The 14,500-nt window shown below is 53.3% G+C and carries 17 protein-coding genes and 2 pseudogenes; 12 read left to right on the top strand and 7 right to left on the bottom strand.

The annotated features are described in order from the left end of the window. Positions 1-2 precede the first annotated feature (2 nt). Positions 3-872, bottom strand: a complete 870-nt coding sequence (locus tag GH975_RS00325; RefSeq protein WP_153712585.1) for a tyrosine-type recombinase/integrase — start codon at positions 870-872, stop codon at positions 3-5. A gap of 314 nt (positions 873-1,186) precedes the next feature. Here GH975_RS00325 and abiEi point away from each other — a divergent pair, with 314 nt between their 5' ends. From abiEi to GH975_RS00295, 8 genes and pseudogenes are all read left to right on the top strand, one after another. Then, a complete protein-coding gene (abiEi, locus tag GH975_RS12315) occupies positions 1,187-1,723 on the top strand; it encodes a type IV toxin-antitoxin system AbiEi family antitoxin (RefSeq protein ID WP_407657233.1) in 537 nt (178 codons plus the stop codon). Beyond that, positions 1,698-2,624: a nucleotidyl transferase AbiEii/AbiGii toxin family protein gene (locus tag GH975_RS00320; protein WP_153712584.1), complete on the top strand. Its 927-nt coding sequence runs from the start codon at positions 1,698-1,700 to the stop codon at positions 2,622-2,624. The genes abiEi and GH975_RS00320 overlap by 26 nt, the downstream gene beginning before the upstream one ends. Positions 2,625-3,183: 559 nt before the next feature. Beyond that, positions 3,184-3,450, top strand: a pseudogene (locus tag GH975_RS00315) (UDP-N-acetylglucosamine 2-epimerase); the annotation flags it as partial. Positions 3,451-3,505: 55 nt separating this feature from the next. After that, positions 3,506-4,069: a Gfo/Idh/MocA family protein gene (locus GH975_RS00310; RefSeq protein ID WP_246164733.1), complete on the top strand. Its 564-nt coding sequence runs from the start codon at positions 3,506-3,508 to the stop codon at positions 4,067-4,069. A 146-nt stretch (positions 4,070-4,215) separates the two neighbouring features. Next, complete coding sequence (locus GH975_RS11990) at positions 4,216-4,599, top strand: hypothetical protein (protein WP_170272493.1); 384 nt, start codon at positions 4,216-4,218, stop codon at positions 4,597-4,599. Further along, entirely contained in the window at positions 4,571-4,885 is a 315-nt protein-coding gene (locus GH975_RS12310) for a heparinase II/III domain-containing protein (protein ID WP_170272492.1), read from the top strand. The genes GH975_RS11990 and GH975_RS12310 overlap by 29 nt, the downstream gene beginning before the upstream one ends. Continuing rightward, entirely contained in the window at positions 4,882-6,063 is a 1,182-nt protein-coding gene (locus GH975_RS00300) for a glycosyltransferase family 4 protein (RefSeq protein ID WP_153712582.1), read from the top strand. The genes GH975_RS12310 and GH975_RS00300 overlap by 4 nt, the downstream gene beginning before the upstream one ends. Then, on the top strand, positions 6,063-7,016 hold the full coding sequence (locus tag GH975_RS00295; RefSeq protein WP_153712581.1) for a UDP-glucose 4-epimerase family protein: 954 nt from the start codon (positions 6,063-6,065) through the stop codon (positions 7,014-7,016). The genes GH975_RS00300 and GH975_RS00295 overlap by 1 nt, the downstream gene beginning before the upstream one ends. Before the next feature lie 74 nt (positions 7,017-7,090). Here GH975_RS00295 and GH975_RS11985 read toward each other — a convergent pair whose 3' ends face one another. From GH975_RS11985 to GH975_RS00280, 3 genes are all read right to left on the bottom strand, one after another. Continuing rightward, positions 7,091-7,291 carry an integrase core domain-containing protein gene (locus GH975_RS11985; protein ID WP_170272491.1) on the bottom strand — a complete coding sequence of 67 codons (201 nt, stop codon included), beginning with the start codon at positions 7,289-7,291 and terminating at the stop codon, positions 7,091-7,093. A gap of 156 nt (positions 7,292-7,447) precedes the next feature. Next, the gene (locus GH975_RS00285) at positions 7,448-7,714 is read right to left on the bottom strand and encodes a Txe/YoeB family addiction module toxin (RefSeq protein ID WP_407657259.1); all 267 of its coding nucleotides are present in this window, start codon (positions 7,712-7,714) and stop codon (positions 7,448-7,450) included. Further along, a complete protein-coding gene (locus tag GH975_RS00280; RefSeq protein ID WP_153712578.1) occupies positions 7,710-7,964 on the bottom strand; it encodes a type II toxin-antitoxin system Phd/YefM family antitoxin in 255 nt (84 codons plus the stop codon). The genes GH975_RS00285 and GH975_RS00280 overlap by 5 nt, the downstream gene beginning before the upstream one ends. A 147-nt stretch (positions 7,965-8,111) precedes the next feature. Between GH975_RS00280 and GH975_RS00275 the strand changes: the two are divergent. From GH975_RS00275 to GH975_RS00260, 4 genes and pseudogenes are all read left to right on the top strand, one after another. Then, a pseudogene (locus GH975_RS00275) lies at positions 8,112-8,288 on the top strand (integrase core domain-containing protein); the annotation flags it as partial. Positions 8,289-8,346: 58 nt separating this feature from the next. Beyond that, positions 8,347-8,655 carry a transposase gene (locus tag GH975_RS00270; protein ID WP_153712577.1) on the top strand — a complete coding sequence of 103 codons (309 nt, stop codon included), beginning with the start codon at positions 8,347-8,349 and terminating at the stop codon, positions 8,653-8,655. After that, positions 8,655-9,476 carry an IS3 family transposase gene (locus GH975_RS00265; protein ID WP_153712576.1) on the top strand — a complete coding sequence of 274 codons (822 nt, stop codon included), beginning with the start codon at positions 8,655-8,657 and terminating at the stop codon, positions 9,474-9,476. The genes GH975_RS00270 and GH975_RS00265 overlap by 1 nt, the downstream gene beginning before the upstream one ends. 229 nt (positions 9,477-9,705) lie before the next feature. Next, entirely contained in the window at positions 9,706-10,257 is a 552-nt protein-coding gene (locus GH975_RS00260; RefSeq protein ID WP_153712575.1) for a sugar transferase, read from the top strand. A gap of 29 nt (positions 10,258-10,286) precedes the next feature. On the opposite strand, the gene GH975_RS00255 is transcribed toward GH975_RS00260, so the two are convergent. The 3 genes from GH975_RS00255 to argH form a co-directional block, all read right to left on the bottom strand. After that, positions 10,287-12,194, bottom strand: a complete 1,908-nt coding sequence (locus GH975_RS00255) for a polysaccharide biosynthesis protein (protein WP_246164732.1) — start codon at positions 12,192-12,194, stop codon at positions 10,287-10,289. A gap of 659 nt (positions 12,195-12,853) precedes the next feature. Continuing rightward, the gene (locus GH975_RS00250; RefSeq protein WP_153712574.1) at positions 12,854-13,045 is read right to left on the bottom strand and encodes an acetyltransferase; all 192 of its coding nucleotides are present in this window, start codon (positions 13,043-13,045) and stop codon (positions 12,854-12,856) included. 38 nt (positions 13,046-13,083) lie between these two features. Further along, on the bottom strand, positions 13,084-14,478 hold the full coding sequence (gene argH / locus GH975_RS00245) for an argininosuccinate lyase (RefSeq protein WP_153712573.1): 1,395 nt from the start codon (positions 14,476-14,478) through the stop codon (positions 13,084-13,086). Between the last annotated feature and the right edge of the window lie 22 nt (positions 14,479-14,500).

Here is a 14,500-nt window from a genome sequence, read left to right as displayed (position 1 = left end):
GGCTATTCCTCGTCTACCCATTCACGCAGATAGCGAAGGGCGGTGGACTCGGATTTCCAACCGCCTTTCAGCATAATCTTTTCCAATGACATGCCTTGGCGCAGTAAATCCAGCGCCCCGCCGACGCGAAATGAATGGCCGGACAGTGGCTTTGCCAGCTCAATCCCCGCCATCGCCTGGCGTTGGCGCAATATTTGATTAACCCGCGCCGGTTCCAGCGGCCGATTAACCGGTTGTTGGTTGACCAGCGTGCACACAATGAAGTCGGATCGTCCGTTAACGGTTTGGCGCCACTGACTGATCTGGTCGATCAGGTCCGCCGGCAGGGCCAGTTGCTTGCCTTGGCCAAACTGATCAGTTTTGGAGCGGCGCAAGTGCAGCCGCACGGTGCCGGCTGGGGTTTGAATCAAATCGTCAAACCGAAATGCGACCAGTTCGGAGCGTCGGCGTAGGCTGTGATAACCCAGCCGCAGCATGATCCGGTCGCGCCGTCCGACCACGCTGTTGTCGCAGGTGTCCAATAGGGGCTCTAAAAGCTCGCGCGTCAGCGGCGTGGCTTGTTTGGGTGGGGCGCCGTATCGGCGTCTGGCGCGCTTAAACGCCAGCTGACAGTCGGCGCCTTTGGTCGGGTCGTTAAGCTCGAGCAGGCGAAACAGACTGCCCAAGCTGGCCAACCGGCGCTGGATGGTGGCGATACAGAGCCGACTGGCCATGTCCGTGACGTAGTCCGCCAGTTGTGCGCCATTGGGCGGAAGGGCCGCCAGACCCTGTTTGTCGCACCACCCGGCGTAGTCGTTAAAGTCGCTGCGATAGGCACGGATAGTGTTTTCAGCGTAGGCGCCGTCGAAACGCTCGAATAGCTCGCCGATCATCGTTAACTCCCCAAACACCCAGCGTGGGTGATGGCGATGGCGTTTGGTACGGCCTAGGAAGCTTGGGACGCGATCAACGAAACATTGTTTCTACTGTCTGTCCCTGGGATGCGTGAATCCATCCGCGAGGGTATGGCCGCCCCGTTGGACGAAATATCTACTGCGCTTGATTGGTGAGTTGGACGAAGCTTACGTTTGCCGAATAGGCCTCGGTAGTCCAACCGAAGTGCTTTGTGTGATGTGCCACTCCGCGCCGGCCCCATTAAGTCTACGAAAGTGATGCTTTTTTGAATCATTCATGTAGACTTAACGGCATGAAACTAACCGAAGCGGTCGACATCTTGCAGGCGTTCGAGGAGCAAGGGCGTTGCGTCTACCGAAGTCGTGATCTGAAAAAAGTGTTTAGAGACTCGACCCAATCGGGGTTTCGGTCGACATTAAAGCGTCTTCAGAACACCGGTAAACTTACGCAAGCTTGCCGAGACGTTTATGTGTTCAGAAAAGGGCGAGCAAAACGTGCACACCTCTTGGAAGAGATAGCGGCCACCGTGCGGCGCGGCGACGTTTGTTACGTGAGCCTCGAGTCGGCGTTGGCGGAGCATGGGCTGATCTCTCAAATTCCAGTGAATCGACTCACGGTTATGACCGACGGGCGGACGTCTGAAATAGCCACGCCTTTTGGCGTTATAGAGTTTACACACTCGGCCCGATCGACATTTGATTTGCTAACTCGGAGCGCGAATGTAGGGCGTCCCCTTCGCCTTGCGACTGCGAAATCCGCACTTGCTGATTTGAGGCGCGTGGGGCGAAACCTTCACTTGGTGGATGAACATTTCGATGCCGCTCTTTGATGACTTAGTTCAAATGGCGTTAGAGTCGAGTGGCGATGAAGCTCAACGGCCTGTTATCGAAAAAGAAATTCTTCACTATGACATTTTGTTTTGTCTGGACGAAGCGGGATTGCTGGATCAGCTCACGTTCCAAGGCGGGACCGCGTTAAGGCTTTGCTATGGAAGTCTGCGCCTGAGTGAGGATTTGGACTTCGCCGGGGGGCGCGGCTTTGATGCAAAAAGCCTCCGAGATATCAGCCAGTGTGTGGAAGATTATTTAGGACCACGATACGGGTTGCCGGTAGAGGTCAAGGTGCCGAAGTTACTCCTGCAAGAGCCTGGTTATGAAGGGATCAAAGTAGATAAGTGGCAAGTGGCGGTCACGACGTCGCCGGCGCGCCGCGATTTGCCCAAGCAAAAAATAAAGCTAGAAGTGGGTGCGGTCGATGCCTACTCGCGTGAACCTCGGGCGCTGGCGCAAAACTACGCGTTCCTGCCCGCCGGCTACCAAGACACGTTAGTGTTGACCGAGTCCCGGGCTGAAATCATGGCCGATAAATTGGTGTCGTTTGTTGCCTCGGAAAAATATGTCCGATACCGAGATATCTGGGATCTACTGTGGCTCGGGCGGCAAAACGTTATTTGGTCACCGGACTTGGTAAACCAGAAGATAAAAGACTACGGCTTAGACAGCTATCAGGCTCTTCTCGCATCTCGCATCGAAACGCTTCCGCAACTAGTGGCCGACGGAAAGTTCGAAGCGGAGATGCGGCGGTTCGTTCCGACCGAAGCCTATGAGCGTACGCTCGGCAAGCCGAAGTTTTTGACTCATGCAGGGCTTACCACTGTCGAATTACTCCGGGCGTTGGAGCGAGCACTGTATGGCCATGGCAAGCGCGCAGGATCGCTGGCTGAGCGATAATGGCAATTATCGGGTGTTGATCAGACTCTAAACGCTTAGTTAACGTAGTTTTTTAAGCGGCCCTGATTTCATGGATACGGCAAAAAATATTTTCTCACGCCCCACGCCCCACGCCCCACGCCCCACGCCCCACGCCCCACGCCCCACGCCCCACGCCCCACGCCCCACGCCCCACGCCCCACGCCCCACGCCCCACGCCCCACGCCCCACGCCCCACGCTCCATGCCCGACGCTCCATGCCCGACGCGAATTATTTCAATCTTCGGTACGTCAACCCTCTTACGAATGTAAGACAATACGCCAACCCGTGTAGCGAGGGTGCAGATTTATAAAGTTCGACAACGTCTCTTATCGAATATTAAAATTGAAAAGCATATATTTAGATAATTTCTGGATTCCATAAAAGATCTATCAACGATAATGTAAACGCTCCATTTGGGGTGTAAGCTTCCTTATTAGGTTTGTCGTGATAATTAAAAAATATATTTTATTTGTTGGATGTAGATATATTGTGAAAAAAATATTAACAGTATTTGGAACGCGGCCTGAAGCAATCAAAATGGCACCCCTGGTCCATGCCCTTGATGCCGACAATCGATTCGTTTCCGGGGTATGTGTGACGGCTCAACACCGGCAGATGCTTGATCAGGTTTTGGATTTGTTTGAGATAGAACCAGACTTTGATCTCAATATTATGAAGCCTCGACAGACATTAAACGATGTAACGACTTCAATTCTTGTCGGTTTGAAGCCGATTTTAGAATCTTTTCAGCCTGATGTCGTTTTGGTACACGGTGATACGGCAACGACATTCGCTGCAGCCCTATAGTCCTCAGTTGATGGTCGGCTTTAACCGTCGTTTCTCCCCGCAGGTTCAGAAAATGAAAGCCCTGCTGGACGCAGTGAAAGAGCCCAAGTCATTCATCATGACCATGAATGCGGGTGCTATCCCTGCCGATCACTGGACACAGAATAATGCCGTTGGTGGTGGGCGTATTATTGGAGAAGCCTGCCATTTTATCGACCTGATGCGTTATCTGGCCGATAGCGAGATTGTGTCCATTCAAGCGCGACGTATGGGTGAGCATCCCGGTGTGCCAGTTACTGAGGATAAAGCCAGCATAACCTTGGGGTTTTCAGATGGTTCATTCGGCACGATTTTTTATCTCGCCAACGGGGCGTCCAGCTTTCCCAAAGAGCGAGTTGAAGTGTTTGCATCCGGTAGCGTTCTGCAATTGGACAATTTCCGCAAGCTTAGGGGCTTTCACTGGAAAGGCTTTAAGAAGATGAACTCGTGGAAGCAGGATAAAGGGCAGCGCCAGTGTGCATCTGCATTCCTAGATGGGATAAAGAATGGTATCCCACCGATACCTGTTGAAGAGATATTCGAAGTTGCCCGCGTTTCAATTGAAGTGGCCGAGATTCTGCGCGCGCAGCCACGATGAGAAGGTTCTATCGGTTAGTACGCACGCTACGCTACCTCAAGTTTAGGCAAGTAGCTTACAGGCTGTTTTACCGTTGTCGTAAACCGAAGCTGTCGATTCATAGTAGTCCAGAGCTCCGTGGTTCTCTTGTTGCTTGGCCTGGGCTGATGTTTGCACAGCCATCTACCTTCGATGGACGAACTTTTACCTTTTTAGGTGAGACGGCATTGCTAGGCGGTGATTGGAATTTAGAAGAGTTCCCCAAGCTGTGGCTGTACAACCTGCATTATCAAGAGGATCTCAATGCCATAGGTGCAAATGAGCGTTCCGTATTGTGCTGCGAACTGGTTGATAGGTGGATAGCAGCTAATCGACCTTTGCAGGGCAACGGCTGGGAGCCTTACTGTATCTCTCTTAGGGTTGTTAATTGGGTAAAGTGGCTGAGTCGACTCGAGCCGAAGGAAGTAAAGCTTGAATGGGTTGAGTCGCTTGCTTTGCAGGTACCGGAGACTAACTGGCAAGGTGACACACCATCGGCGTTGGTTGGCTGAGCCTACGAGCCTTATAATTTCGGATGAGCTTGAGGGAAGGTATTCGAATGCCGTTGCCTATTGGCACTTCCATCCGGACATTCAATTGGTACCGGTCAACGATACAAGTTTCGAAGTAACCCTGCCCCAAGGTCAGGTAGTCCGTCTGAACATAACTGGCGCTGTAGTAGAGGTTCGCGATAGCACTTGGCATCCGGGTTTTGGACAGTCGGTATCTAACACCAAACTGGCACTTAAGCTTTCTGGATACACGCTTGAAACTCATATTGAATGGAGTTCTGGTTGAGAATCCTGTTTTTAAGTTTTTACTACGCGCCGGATTTGTCTGCCGGCTCTTTCCGCAACACGGCTCTGGTTGCGGCGTTAACAGACCAACTCCCCTCCGGTAGCCAGATTGATGTAATCACTACACGGCCTTCACGTTATGCGAGCTTCAACATTGATGCGCCTCAGAATGAGGAGCTCGACATTGTTACAGTTCAGCGTATAGCTTTGCCGGGGCATAAAAGTGGAATGTTCGATCAGTCCCGGGCCTTTATTGCTTTCGCGCGTGAAGCGGTAAGACTAACAAAGTCACGAGAATATGACCTTGTGTATGCTAGTTCCTCACGTTTGATGACAGCGGTACTAGGTGCTTACATTGCGCGAAAGAAGCGGGTACCTCTATATCTTGATATTCGGGATATTTTTGTAGATACGATAAAAGATGTCCTTTCAAGTAAGGCTGTGTGGGCGTTAAAGCCGCTGTTTTCGGTTCTCGAAAAGTGGGCGGTTCGACGTGCACAAAAGGTAAATCTAGTATCAGGTGGTTTCCGGCAGTATTTCGAGTCTCGCTACCCTGGTAAACACTTTAGCTTTTTCACCAATGGTATTGATCAGGAGTTCATTGCGGTACTTTCTGATGTTGCCGGTAATGCTAAAGCTGACCTGCCGGAGGTCGTGTACGCTGGCAATTTTGGTGAAGGGCAGGGTCTACACTCCATCATTCCTTTTTTGGCGAAGCATTTTGATGGTAGGTTGAAGTTCAAACTGCTGGGCGATGGTGGCCGTAAATCCCAGCTCGAAGCCGCGTTGCGGGCACAGCAAGTGACAAACGTCGAATTACTTGCTCCTGTAAATAGAAGCGCGCTGATCGAAATTTACCGACAGGCTGATGTCCTTTTCTTGCATTTGAACGATTACGATGCGTTTCTCAAAGTCTTGCCGTCGAAAATTTTTGAGTATGCTGCAGTTGGTAAGCCGATCTGGGCTGGTGTCTCAGGCTTTGCTGCCGAATTTTTGCATGAGCATGTTACGAATGCTGCCGTGTTCCCACCCTGTGATGTTCAGCGGGCTATCGAAACGTTTGAGACGTTGGAGTTACAAACTCAGCCGCGCGCTGAATTTAGTCAGATATTTTCGAGGGAAAGCATCATGCAAAATATGGTTACCGACATACTACGAACTATAGTCCCGAAGGCGTGATGAATATTGCTATGACCGGTGCGACCGGTTTTCTGGGTAAGCGACTGCTAGCTACGTTAAACGCCAAACCGGAAGTGAATCTCACTGCTTTAGTTCGAAGACCGGTTGATCTAACTGCAGCGCATATCGCGGAAGTGAGAAGCATTGATGCTAATACAGATTGGTCTTTGGCCCTTACCAATCAACAAGTTGTCATCCACGCCGCGGCCCGTGCCCACATCATGAAAGAGGAAGCGCTGGACCCTCTTACTGAATACCGCCGCGTAAATGTAGACGGCACACTCAACCTTGCGCGGCAGTCAGCGGTAGCGGGCGTGAAACGGTTTATCTTTATCAGCTCTATCAAGGTAAACGGCGAGCAGACGGCAACGGAAACACCGTTCACTTCGGAAGACAAGCCGGCGCCGGAGGACCCCTACGGCATATCTAAATCGGAGGCCGAACAAGGCCTGCAGCAGTTGGCTGCCGAAACTAATATGGAAGTTGTGATTATTCGGCCGCCGCTTGTTTACGGTGCCGGTGTCAAAGGCAACTTTGCGTCGATGATCAAGTTAGTCAAATCCGGCTTACCATTACCCCTCGGCGCTATCCACAACCAACGATCCCTCGTCGCCCTAGACAACCTCGTCGACCTCATCACCACCTGTATCGACTATCCAGCCGCAGCCAATCAAACCTTTCTAGTCGGCGACGGACAAGACCTTTCTACAACGCAACTCCTAAAAGGCGTCGCCAAGGCCGCTGGCGTCCCGTCCCGCTTAATTCCCGTTCCTGCCTCATGGATTAAAATGAGCGCAAAGCTAGTCGGTAAACAAGACATGGCAAATCGTCTGCTCGGAAACTTACAAGTCGACATCTCTAAAGCTCGAAACCTACTGGGATGGGAACCGCCCATCAGCGTCGAAGAGGGGTTGCGTCGTTGTTTCGAACCTTCGGATCCGTCCACTCGATAAGGGCACTTATCGACTTTTGGTTGGAAAGAACTCAGGTGTAGCGGTCAACAAAATCCGGACACCATTTTAGGTTTTTATTCGGCCAACGCAGGTGCTCTCCCATAGTTGGCCGTGTGTGGCCGTTTCCAGTTGTGGTAGCCGAACCGATAATTGTTGATGTCCTGACGGGCGACCTCGATATTTTTATACCCCAGCGGCGGTATCCACTCGGTTTTCAGGCTGCGGAACCGCCGCTCCACCGGTGCGTTATCCCAGCAGTTGCAGCGCGGGTTCATAATTTGAAGCGTTCGGTGCCGCCATAACATTCGCCGAAACTGGGGGGAGGCATATTGGCTATCTTGGTGCGAATTCAGTGAACGACTACACTTCGCCACGGTAACTGAGGATGGCCCAATTGCAGCCCTTTGGACGCCAGTTTGCTGAACTTAATTTTAGTAGTGGTAACGACACGAAATTATCGTTAACGCGGTGTCATCTACTGCGTAAACAAGCCTGTTGGTATCATCAATCCGGCGGGACCAAAAGCCCGCCAGGTTCTCTTTTAGCGGTTCTGGTTTACCAAGGCCTTCGAATGGTGAACGTTTAACATCGTTGACGAGTTTATTGATGCGCTTGAGCGTTTTCCTATCTTGAGTTTGCCAATACAGGTAGTCATCCCAAGCGTCATCAGTCCACGATAGTAATCGTTGACGACTAATCACCGACTAACTGTCGTTCGGTTGTTTTGCCAGAACGATACTGTGCGATGGAGCGGTTTAAATGCTCAGCGTTTTTCGGCGAACGAAGTAAATGAACGGTCTCCATGAGGCTGTTGTAGTAGTCTAAAGACATCACCACAGCATCTTCAGAATCGCGACGGGTAATAACTGTTGTATCAGCATCATTAACTACACCGTCCAGAACAGCCTTTAGACTATTTCTAGCTTCAGTAAAAGATACGATTCTCATTCGACTCTCCACATGTACGGTGAATGGTGCAAGTCTAGTCTTTAACCGCTCACTTGTACAAGAAGCTGTACATGCGGAATTTGCAGGAGAGCTGCCGAACACCTCGTCCGCGCTAGGGCCTGCAATGTGCGCCTCTGAGACCTGACGGTCATCGAATGGCGTGGCAAGCCAGCGGCAATTCGCTGTTACAATGGTTTTGAACTCTTATCTGGGTCGCTTATCAACTGGGCAAACGAGCATCAAATCACGATGCTATACATCCAGCCAGGTAAGCCGACGCAAAATGCCTACGTCGAACGATTTAACCGAACGGCCAGGTACGAATGTAATGACCTACTGAATTCCTGCACAGCGTATAGTGGCCCTAACAGGGAACAACGCTATGACAGACAACAACGAAATCAAACGGTGGACAGCCAAGCGTAAAGCAGCGCTCGTTAAAGAACTGATCCGCGGCCAAACGACCGTTTCTGAGGCGGCCAGGGCTCATGATCTTAAGCCATCAGAAGTCCAGCAGTGGGTCGATGAGGCGGAAGCTGGGATGGAGAACGCCCTGCGAGCCAATCCACGCGATGTCGCCGAAATGTACGAGAAGAAGATCGACGAACTCACTTCGGCGTATGGCGAAGCCATGCTGGAGTTGAAAGCCAGAAAAAAGCTCAGTCGCTATCTCGGCCAGGACGAGGACTAGTGTTCCAGGTTCAAGCTGAGATGGCGGATGACGGCGATAAAGTAAGTCTTAGTCAGCTTTCGCGGTGGTTCGGCGTTCCACGCCGAACCTTGTATTACAAGCCCACCAAGGCGGCGCCCAGGGTCAACCCAGTGCTTGCAAAGAAGGTTAAAGACCTGATCGATGAGCTGCCGTTCGCGGGTTATCGGACGATCGCTTTTCTGCTGGGGCTGAACCGCAATACCGTCCAGCGTATTAACCAAATCAAGGGCTGGCAATGTCGTAAGCGTCAAATTGGCTTCCGGCCTCGTGCGCAAGCGATGCCGTCGGTTGCTCAGCGCCCCAACGAGCGCTGGGCTACCGACTTAACTCGAGTGTGGTGCGGCCAACACGACCGTTGGATGACGCTGTCAGCGGTCATTGACTGCCACACACGCGAAATACTGGGTTGGCGTCTTAGCCGCAGAGGCAACGCGAAGACCGCTGAGGCGACGCTAGAAGATGCGTTAGTGAATCGTTTTGGTAGCCTAGCCAGAACGGTTCAGCCACTAACGCTACGGTCCGATAACGGTTTGGTTTTCACCTCTCGCCGGTTCACCGTCACGGTCCGTAGCTACGGCATCAAGCAAGAGTTCATCACGCCGCATACGCCGCAGCAAAATGGCATGATCGAACGATTATTCAGGACCATAAAGGAGCAGTGCATTTGGCTCCATAACTTCAAAAACTTCGAGGAGGCACAGACCACAATCGGGCAATGGGTAACTTGGTATAACACCCAAAGACCACACCAAGCTTTGAACATGAAAACGCCACAACAGGCATTCGAATTAGCCGCTTAGATGTGCAGAAACCGGTGGGTCATTACACGAATGGCTTGATTCGGCGTGGTCCGGCATCCCGGAGTTCCCCCAAGGTGGTTGCTAACCGCAGCCTAGGCTTTAGGCAAAGGTCCGGTTAGAAATGGGGGGACTACATACCTATTTTGGGTTGGTGGGGCCCTACTGCGAGTTTGCGAAAGAGTTTGAACACGATGGCTTTTAAGTTCCAAACACCCACGATAGGACCGACATGCTACGCACATTAGATTTTTTATTGGCGCTCGGGGGCTTGGTCGCCGGATCGCCTATTCTATTGCTCTTATACCTCGCTGGCCTTTTTGACACCGGGTCGCCGATTTTTCGGCAAGTGCGCGTTGGCCGGGACCAAAAACCGTTCACCTTGGTTAAATTCCGGACCATGGCCGTTAACACAGCGTCAGTGGCTTCCCACCTGTCCAGTAGCCGTTCGATTACACCGTTCGGTCATTTCCTCCGGCGAACCAAACTCGATGAGCTGCCCCAACTATGGAATGTACTGAAGGGCGAGATGAGCCTAGTTGGCCCTCGTCCCGGTCTCTTCAATCAAAACGAATTAACCTCAGCCCGCCAGGCCGAAGGCGTATATGCGGTTCGTCCGGGCATCACTGGGTTGGCGCAGGTCAACGAAATCGACATGTCGACGCCAAAGCTGTTGGCCCGGACAGATGCGGCGATGATTCGCACCATGAGTGTTGGAAATTACTTCAAATACATCCTGATGACGGTATCCGGGAAGGGCAGCGGTGATCGCGTTCCGGGCTAAGCTATAGCGCCTGTTCGATCGACCAAACCCTACTGAATCGTCCGCCCCACAGGTTCCCCAACCACCCAATCCATATTGGGTGAATTGGGCACAAACCCGTCTACCGATTCCTGCAACAGGCTTCGAAGCCCCTCACTATCCCGAACGGCCATCAACTTCTCTGCCGTATGCAATAACGCCTCAACCTGCACGGCCGTTAGGCTGTGTTCATTCGCACGCATGATCTTGGGGTGGTCGGTTCCGGTTACGTTCTCGCCGATTAACAACTCTTCGAATAACTTCTCACCGGGCCGCAGTCCCGTAAAATCAATCGCGACATCCCCGTCTGGCGTGTCCGCGTCGCGCACCGTTAATCCCGCCAAGTGAATCATCCGCCGCGCCAAATCAACAATCTTGACCGACTTGCCCATATCCAGCACAAACACATCGCCACCCTGGGCCATTGCCCCGGCCTGAATGACCAACGATGCCGCCTCGGGAATCGTCATGAAATAGCGGGTGATGTCTTCATGGGTCACGGTAATCGGACCGCCCTCGCGAATTTGCTTTTGGAACACCGGTACCACGGACCCGGATGATCCTAGTACGTTGCCGAACCGGACCATGCCGAATCGGGTGGTCTCGCTGCGCGCGGCCAAGTCTTGCACCAATAATTCGGCCAACCGTTTGGTTGCACCCATAACGTTGGTCGGGCGCACGGCTTTGTCCGTCGATATCAATACAAACCGTTCGACGTCATTGGCAATGGCCGCCAACGCCACCGTTCGTGTGCCCAGTGCGTTATTACGCAGGCCCTCTTGGATGTTGTTCTCAACAATCGGGACGTGTTTGTACGCGGCGGCGTGATACACCGTTTGAACCTTGAATTGCGCCATGATTGCGTTGAGTCGATCGCCATCGCACACGTTGCCCAATAGCGGGACCAATAGCTCCCCAAACCCGTCGCCACTAAGTTCCCGCTCCAACCGGTACAGTGCGTACTCACTGACCTCGACCAATATCAAGCGGCTGGCACCGTTACGGGCTGCCTGGCGACATATTTCCGAGCCGATCGAACCGCCGGCCCCGGTCACCATCACGACCTTGCCGGTAATGCTAGCCCGATACAGTTCTGGCATTGGCGTTACGGATTCGCGGTTCAATAGCTCTTCCGGTTGAACGTCCATCAACGCATCGACCGATCGTCCCGAAATAATGTCGGGCATGGACGGGATGGTCTGAACCTTGACTGGGTAATCCGATAGGCGCTGCAAAATGCGCCGGCGCTCGGCCACGCCCGCATTTGGAACGGCCAGCAAGACCTGCTCAATGCCTTTCGTCTTGATCAGCGTACCCAGCGCGTCCGGGCCAAATACCTTGCGACCGGCGACATTCGCATGTCGCAGCTGCGGTGAATCATCAATAAACACCACCGGGCTGTATTCAACGCCTTGCTCCAGCGCCAATGCCAGTTGAACACCGGCCCCGCCGGCCCCGTAGATGGCGACCGGCGTACGATCGGCAAAGCGCCCGACCATATGGTGGTAATAGTGCCGCACTAGTAGGCGGCTACCGCCGACATAAACCAGCAGCAACAATCCAAAGTTGATGGGTATCGAACGGGGGAATGGGTGAATACCCATCAACATGGCCGCCGCATACAGCCCCAGCGACATGATGACCGCGCCATACAGCACCGACCAAATCGCCCGTGTGCCCATGAATCGAACAACAGCACGGTACAGGCCCAGTTTCATGAACACCGCAATGCCGGCAAAGGGCACCACTGCAAACAGCGGCAGCGCGGGGGTGAGGTATTGCCAATCAAAGGGGTTGGCAAAACGCAGTGCATACGCCGACCACAGCGCCAACGGCAAAAACAATAAGTCCGCCAGTAACATCACCAGGCGCTTTTGGTTGCGCGACAGTGCTAGGAATTGGGCGCCAAAGTTCAGCACGGGGTCGTGGTTTCCTGCGTCTTTATCTGGGCTATCGGCGCCATCGCATCTTAATCTCTATTTGATACGGGTATGTTATCGCGATCGCGCAGGTCGCGCAATTCGTCAGTTCAGCAATCTCGCCAGTTTACCGGTAAATTCGTGTGAATTAGCAGCCCGGGTATCGAGTTGCCGAATGGCCCACACTTTCACTCAATACTCATCCGCAAAAACTCCAGCGCTTGCGTCAACCGCTCGATCTCCAAGTCATACACCCGCGCACAATTCAGCCGTGCCGGCGACTTACCCAGCGGCATACTGACCCGGGCGACAAACGCAAACAGCGCTGGGTATTGGCCGAACGTGGGTGGGGCCAGGTGGCGAGTTATTGCCAGAAAATGGCGGGGTACCTGGCGGGTGCTTTTACTCAGGTCACAAGGTCTTAAGGCTGTCGGCGTGGAACTGTGCGTAAAGTAAATCCGCGAACTCTAATTCAGTAATTTTCTTCGTGGTCAGGTCGCTAACCGCATCGTCGAGTTCCTGGTATCAGATTGCATGTTCAATGCGTCCGAGCGCTCCTTCGAGCTTACCAATGTCGACGGGGCCTTTTAATCCGGGGCCGGATTCAAGAATTCTAGTGTTGAGCTCTACCACACGAGCGAATTCAATCAGCAGGGCCATTACATATCTGCCAACTTTGCGAATGTCTTCTCATGCAATTTTAAAATTTCATTAGCTTTGGTAATGACTATTCGCCGACCATTTTCGCCGGATAAGTCGAGAACGCGGGTGGCTTTGACTTTCGGGCGCTGCACTCGCTTTACGCCGTAAAATACTTCCCCATCGTTTTCGGATTGGTTCTCGTCGCTCATCTTCTGCTCCCCGTCAATTTATTAGGCTGTGTCTCAGCCTAGCCCAACCGCGCCCGCGCTTCCGCCACCTGGCGCCGGACTTGGTTCGGTGCCGTGCCGCCAAAGTGATCGCGCGCATTGACGCTACCTTCCAGTGTCAGCACGTCAAACACGTCCGCTTCAATGCGCGCATCAAAGGCCTGCAATTCGGCCAATGAAAACTCGGCCAAGTCACGCCCGTTGGCGACACCGGCGCCGACTGCTGCGCCGACCACGTCGTGGGCGTCACGGAATGGCAGCCCCTTACGGACCAGGTAATCCGCCAAATCGGTCGCCGTGGCAAAGCCCTTTAGGGTCGCCTCGCGCATGGCGTCCGCATTCGGCACGATCGCCGGCACCATGTCGGCAAACGACATCAGGCACCCCATCAGCGTATCCACGGTGTCAAACAGCGGCTCTTTGTCTTCCTGGTTGTCTTTGTTGTACGCCAGTGGCTGCGATTTCATCAGCATCAGTAGCGACATTAAATGACCCACGACGCGGCCGGATTTACCGCGCACGAGTTCCGGCACATCCGGGTTCTTTTTCTGCGGCATGATCGATGAGCCGGTGCAAAAACGGTCCGGCAGGTCAATAAAGTTGAACTGGGCGCTGGCCCAAATAATCAGCTCTTCGCTCATCCGCGTCAGGTGAATCGAGGTGATGCTGGCGGCGCTTAAAAATTCCATCGCAAAGTCACGGTCGCTGACGCTGTCTAAGCTGTTGCGCGTCGGCGCATCAAAGCCCAATTCACGCGCGGTGAAGTGCCGGTCGATCGGAAAGGTCGTGCCGGCCAATGCCGCCGCACCCAGCGGGCATCGGTTCATCCGCGACTGGGCGTCGTCAAAACGCTGGTAATCGCGGTCCAACATTTCGTACCACGCCAGCAAATGGTGGCCGAACGTCACCGGCTGCGCGGTTTGCAAATGCGTGAACCCGGGCATGATTAAATCCGCGTGTTCGTCCGCCAGCGTCAAAATGCCACTTTGCAGGCGCTGAATTTGGCCTTTGATCGCATCGATCTGGCTGCGTAGCCATAACCGGATATCGGTCGCGACCTGGTCGTTACGGCTGCGCCCGGTGTGTAATTTTTTGCCAACGTCACCGATCAAGTCCGTCAACCGCGCTTCGATGTTCATGTGCACGTCTTCGCGTGCAATCGACCACTCAAACTCGCCCGCTTGGATTTCCGCTTCGATTTGCTTCAAACCCTCGTCGATTTGGTTGACTTCGTCGGCGGTCAACACGCCCTGAACGCCGAGCATACGAGCATGTGCACGCGAACCGCGGATGTCCTCGCCGGCCATGCGCTGGTCAAATTGGACCGATGCGGTGAACTCTTGCACGAATGCGTCTGTGGCTTCGCTGAATCGGCCGCCCCAGAGGGCATCGTTGTTGGGTTTTTGGGTGCTCATTTCGGTGCTCCGTGTTGTTGCG

It is taken from the genome of Litorivicinus lipolyticus (assembly GCF_009650135.1).
GTDB classification, from domain to species: Bacteria; Pseudomonadota; Gammaproteobacteria; order Pseudomonadales; family Litorivicinaceae; genus Litorivicinus; species Litorivicinus lipolyticus.
This window is presented reverse-complemented; position numbering and strand designations above follow the sequence as displayed.

Excerpts from the sequence above, each read along its gene's own strand:
- GH975_RS11990 (WP_170272493.1), top strand. The coding sequence starts at position 4,216 with ATGTTTGCACAGCCATCTACCTTCGATGGACGAACTTTTACCTTTTTA.
- GH975_RS11985 (WP_170272491.1), bottom strand. The coding sequence starts at position 7,291 with ATGAACCCGCGCTGCAACTGCTGGGATAACGCACCGGTGGAGCGGCGG.
- GH975_RS00310 (WP_246164733.1), top strand. The coding sequence starts at position 3,506 with ATGAAAGCCCTGCTGGACGCAGTGAAAGAGCCCAAGTCATTCATCATG.
- GH975_RS00250 (WP_153712574.1), bottom strand. The coding sequence starts at position 13,045 with ATGAGCGACGAGAACCAATCCGAAAACGATGGGGAAGTATTTTACGGC.
- abiEi (WP_407657233.1), top strand. The coding sequence starts at position 1,187 with ATGAAACTAACCGAAGCGGTCGACATCTTGCAGGCGTTCGAGGAGCAA.
- GH975_RS00270 (WP_153712577.1), top strand. The coding sequence starts at position 8,347 with ATGACAGACAACAACGAAATCAAACGGTGGACAGCCAAGCGTAAAGCA.
- GH975_RS00280 (WP_153712578.1), bottom strand. The coding sequence starts at position 7,964 with ATGAGAATCGTATCTTTTACTGAAGCTAGAAATAGTCTAAAGGCTGTT.
- GH975_RS00325 (WP_153712585.1), bottom strand. The coding sequence starts at position 872 with ATGATCGGCGAGCTATTCGAGCGTTTCGACGGCGCCTACGCTGAAAAC.
- GH975_RS00295 (WP_153712581.1), top strand. The coding sequence starts at position 6,063 with ATGAATATTGCTATGACCGGTGCGACCGGTTTTCTGGGTAAGCGACTG.
- GH975_RS00320 (WP_153712584.1), top strand. The coding sequence starts at position 1,698 with ATGAACATTTCGATGCCGCTCTTTGATGACTTAGTTCAAATGGCGTTA.
- argH (WP_153712573.1), bottom strand. The coding sequence starts at position 14,478 with ATGAGCACCCAAAAACCCAACAACGATGCCCTCTGGGGCGGCCGATTC.
- GH975_RS00260 (WP_153712575.1), top strand. The coding sequence starts at position 9,706 with ATGCTACGCACATTAGATTTTTTATTGGCGCTCGGGGGCTTGGTCGCC.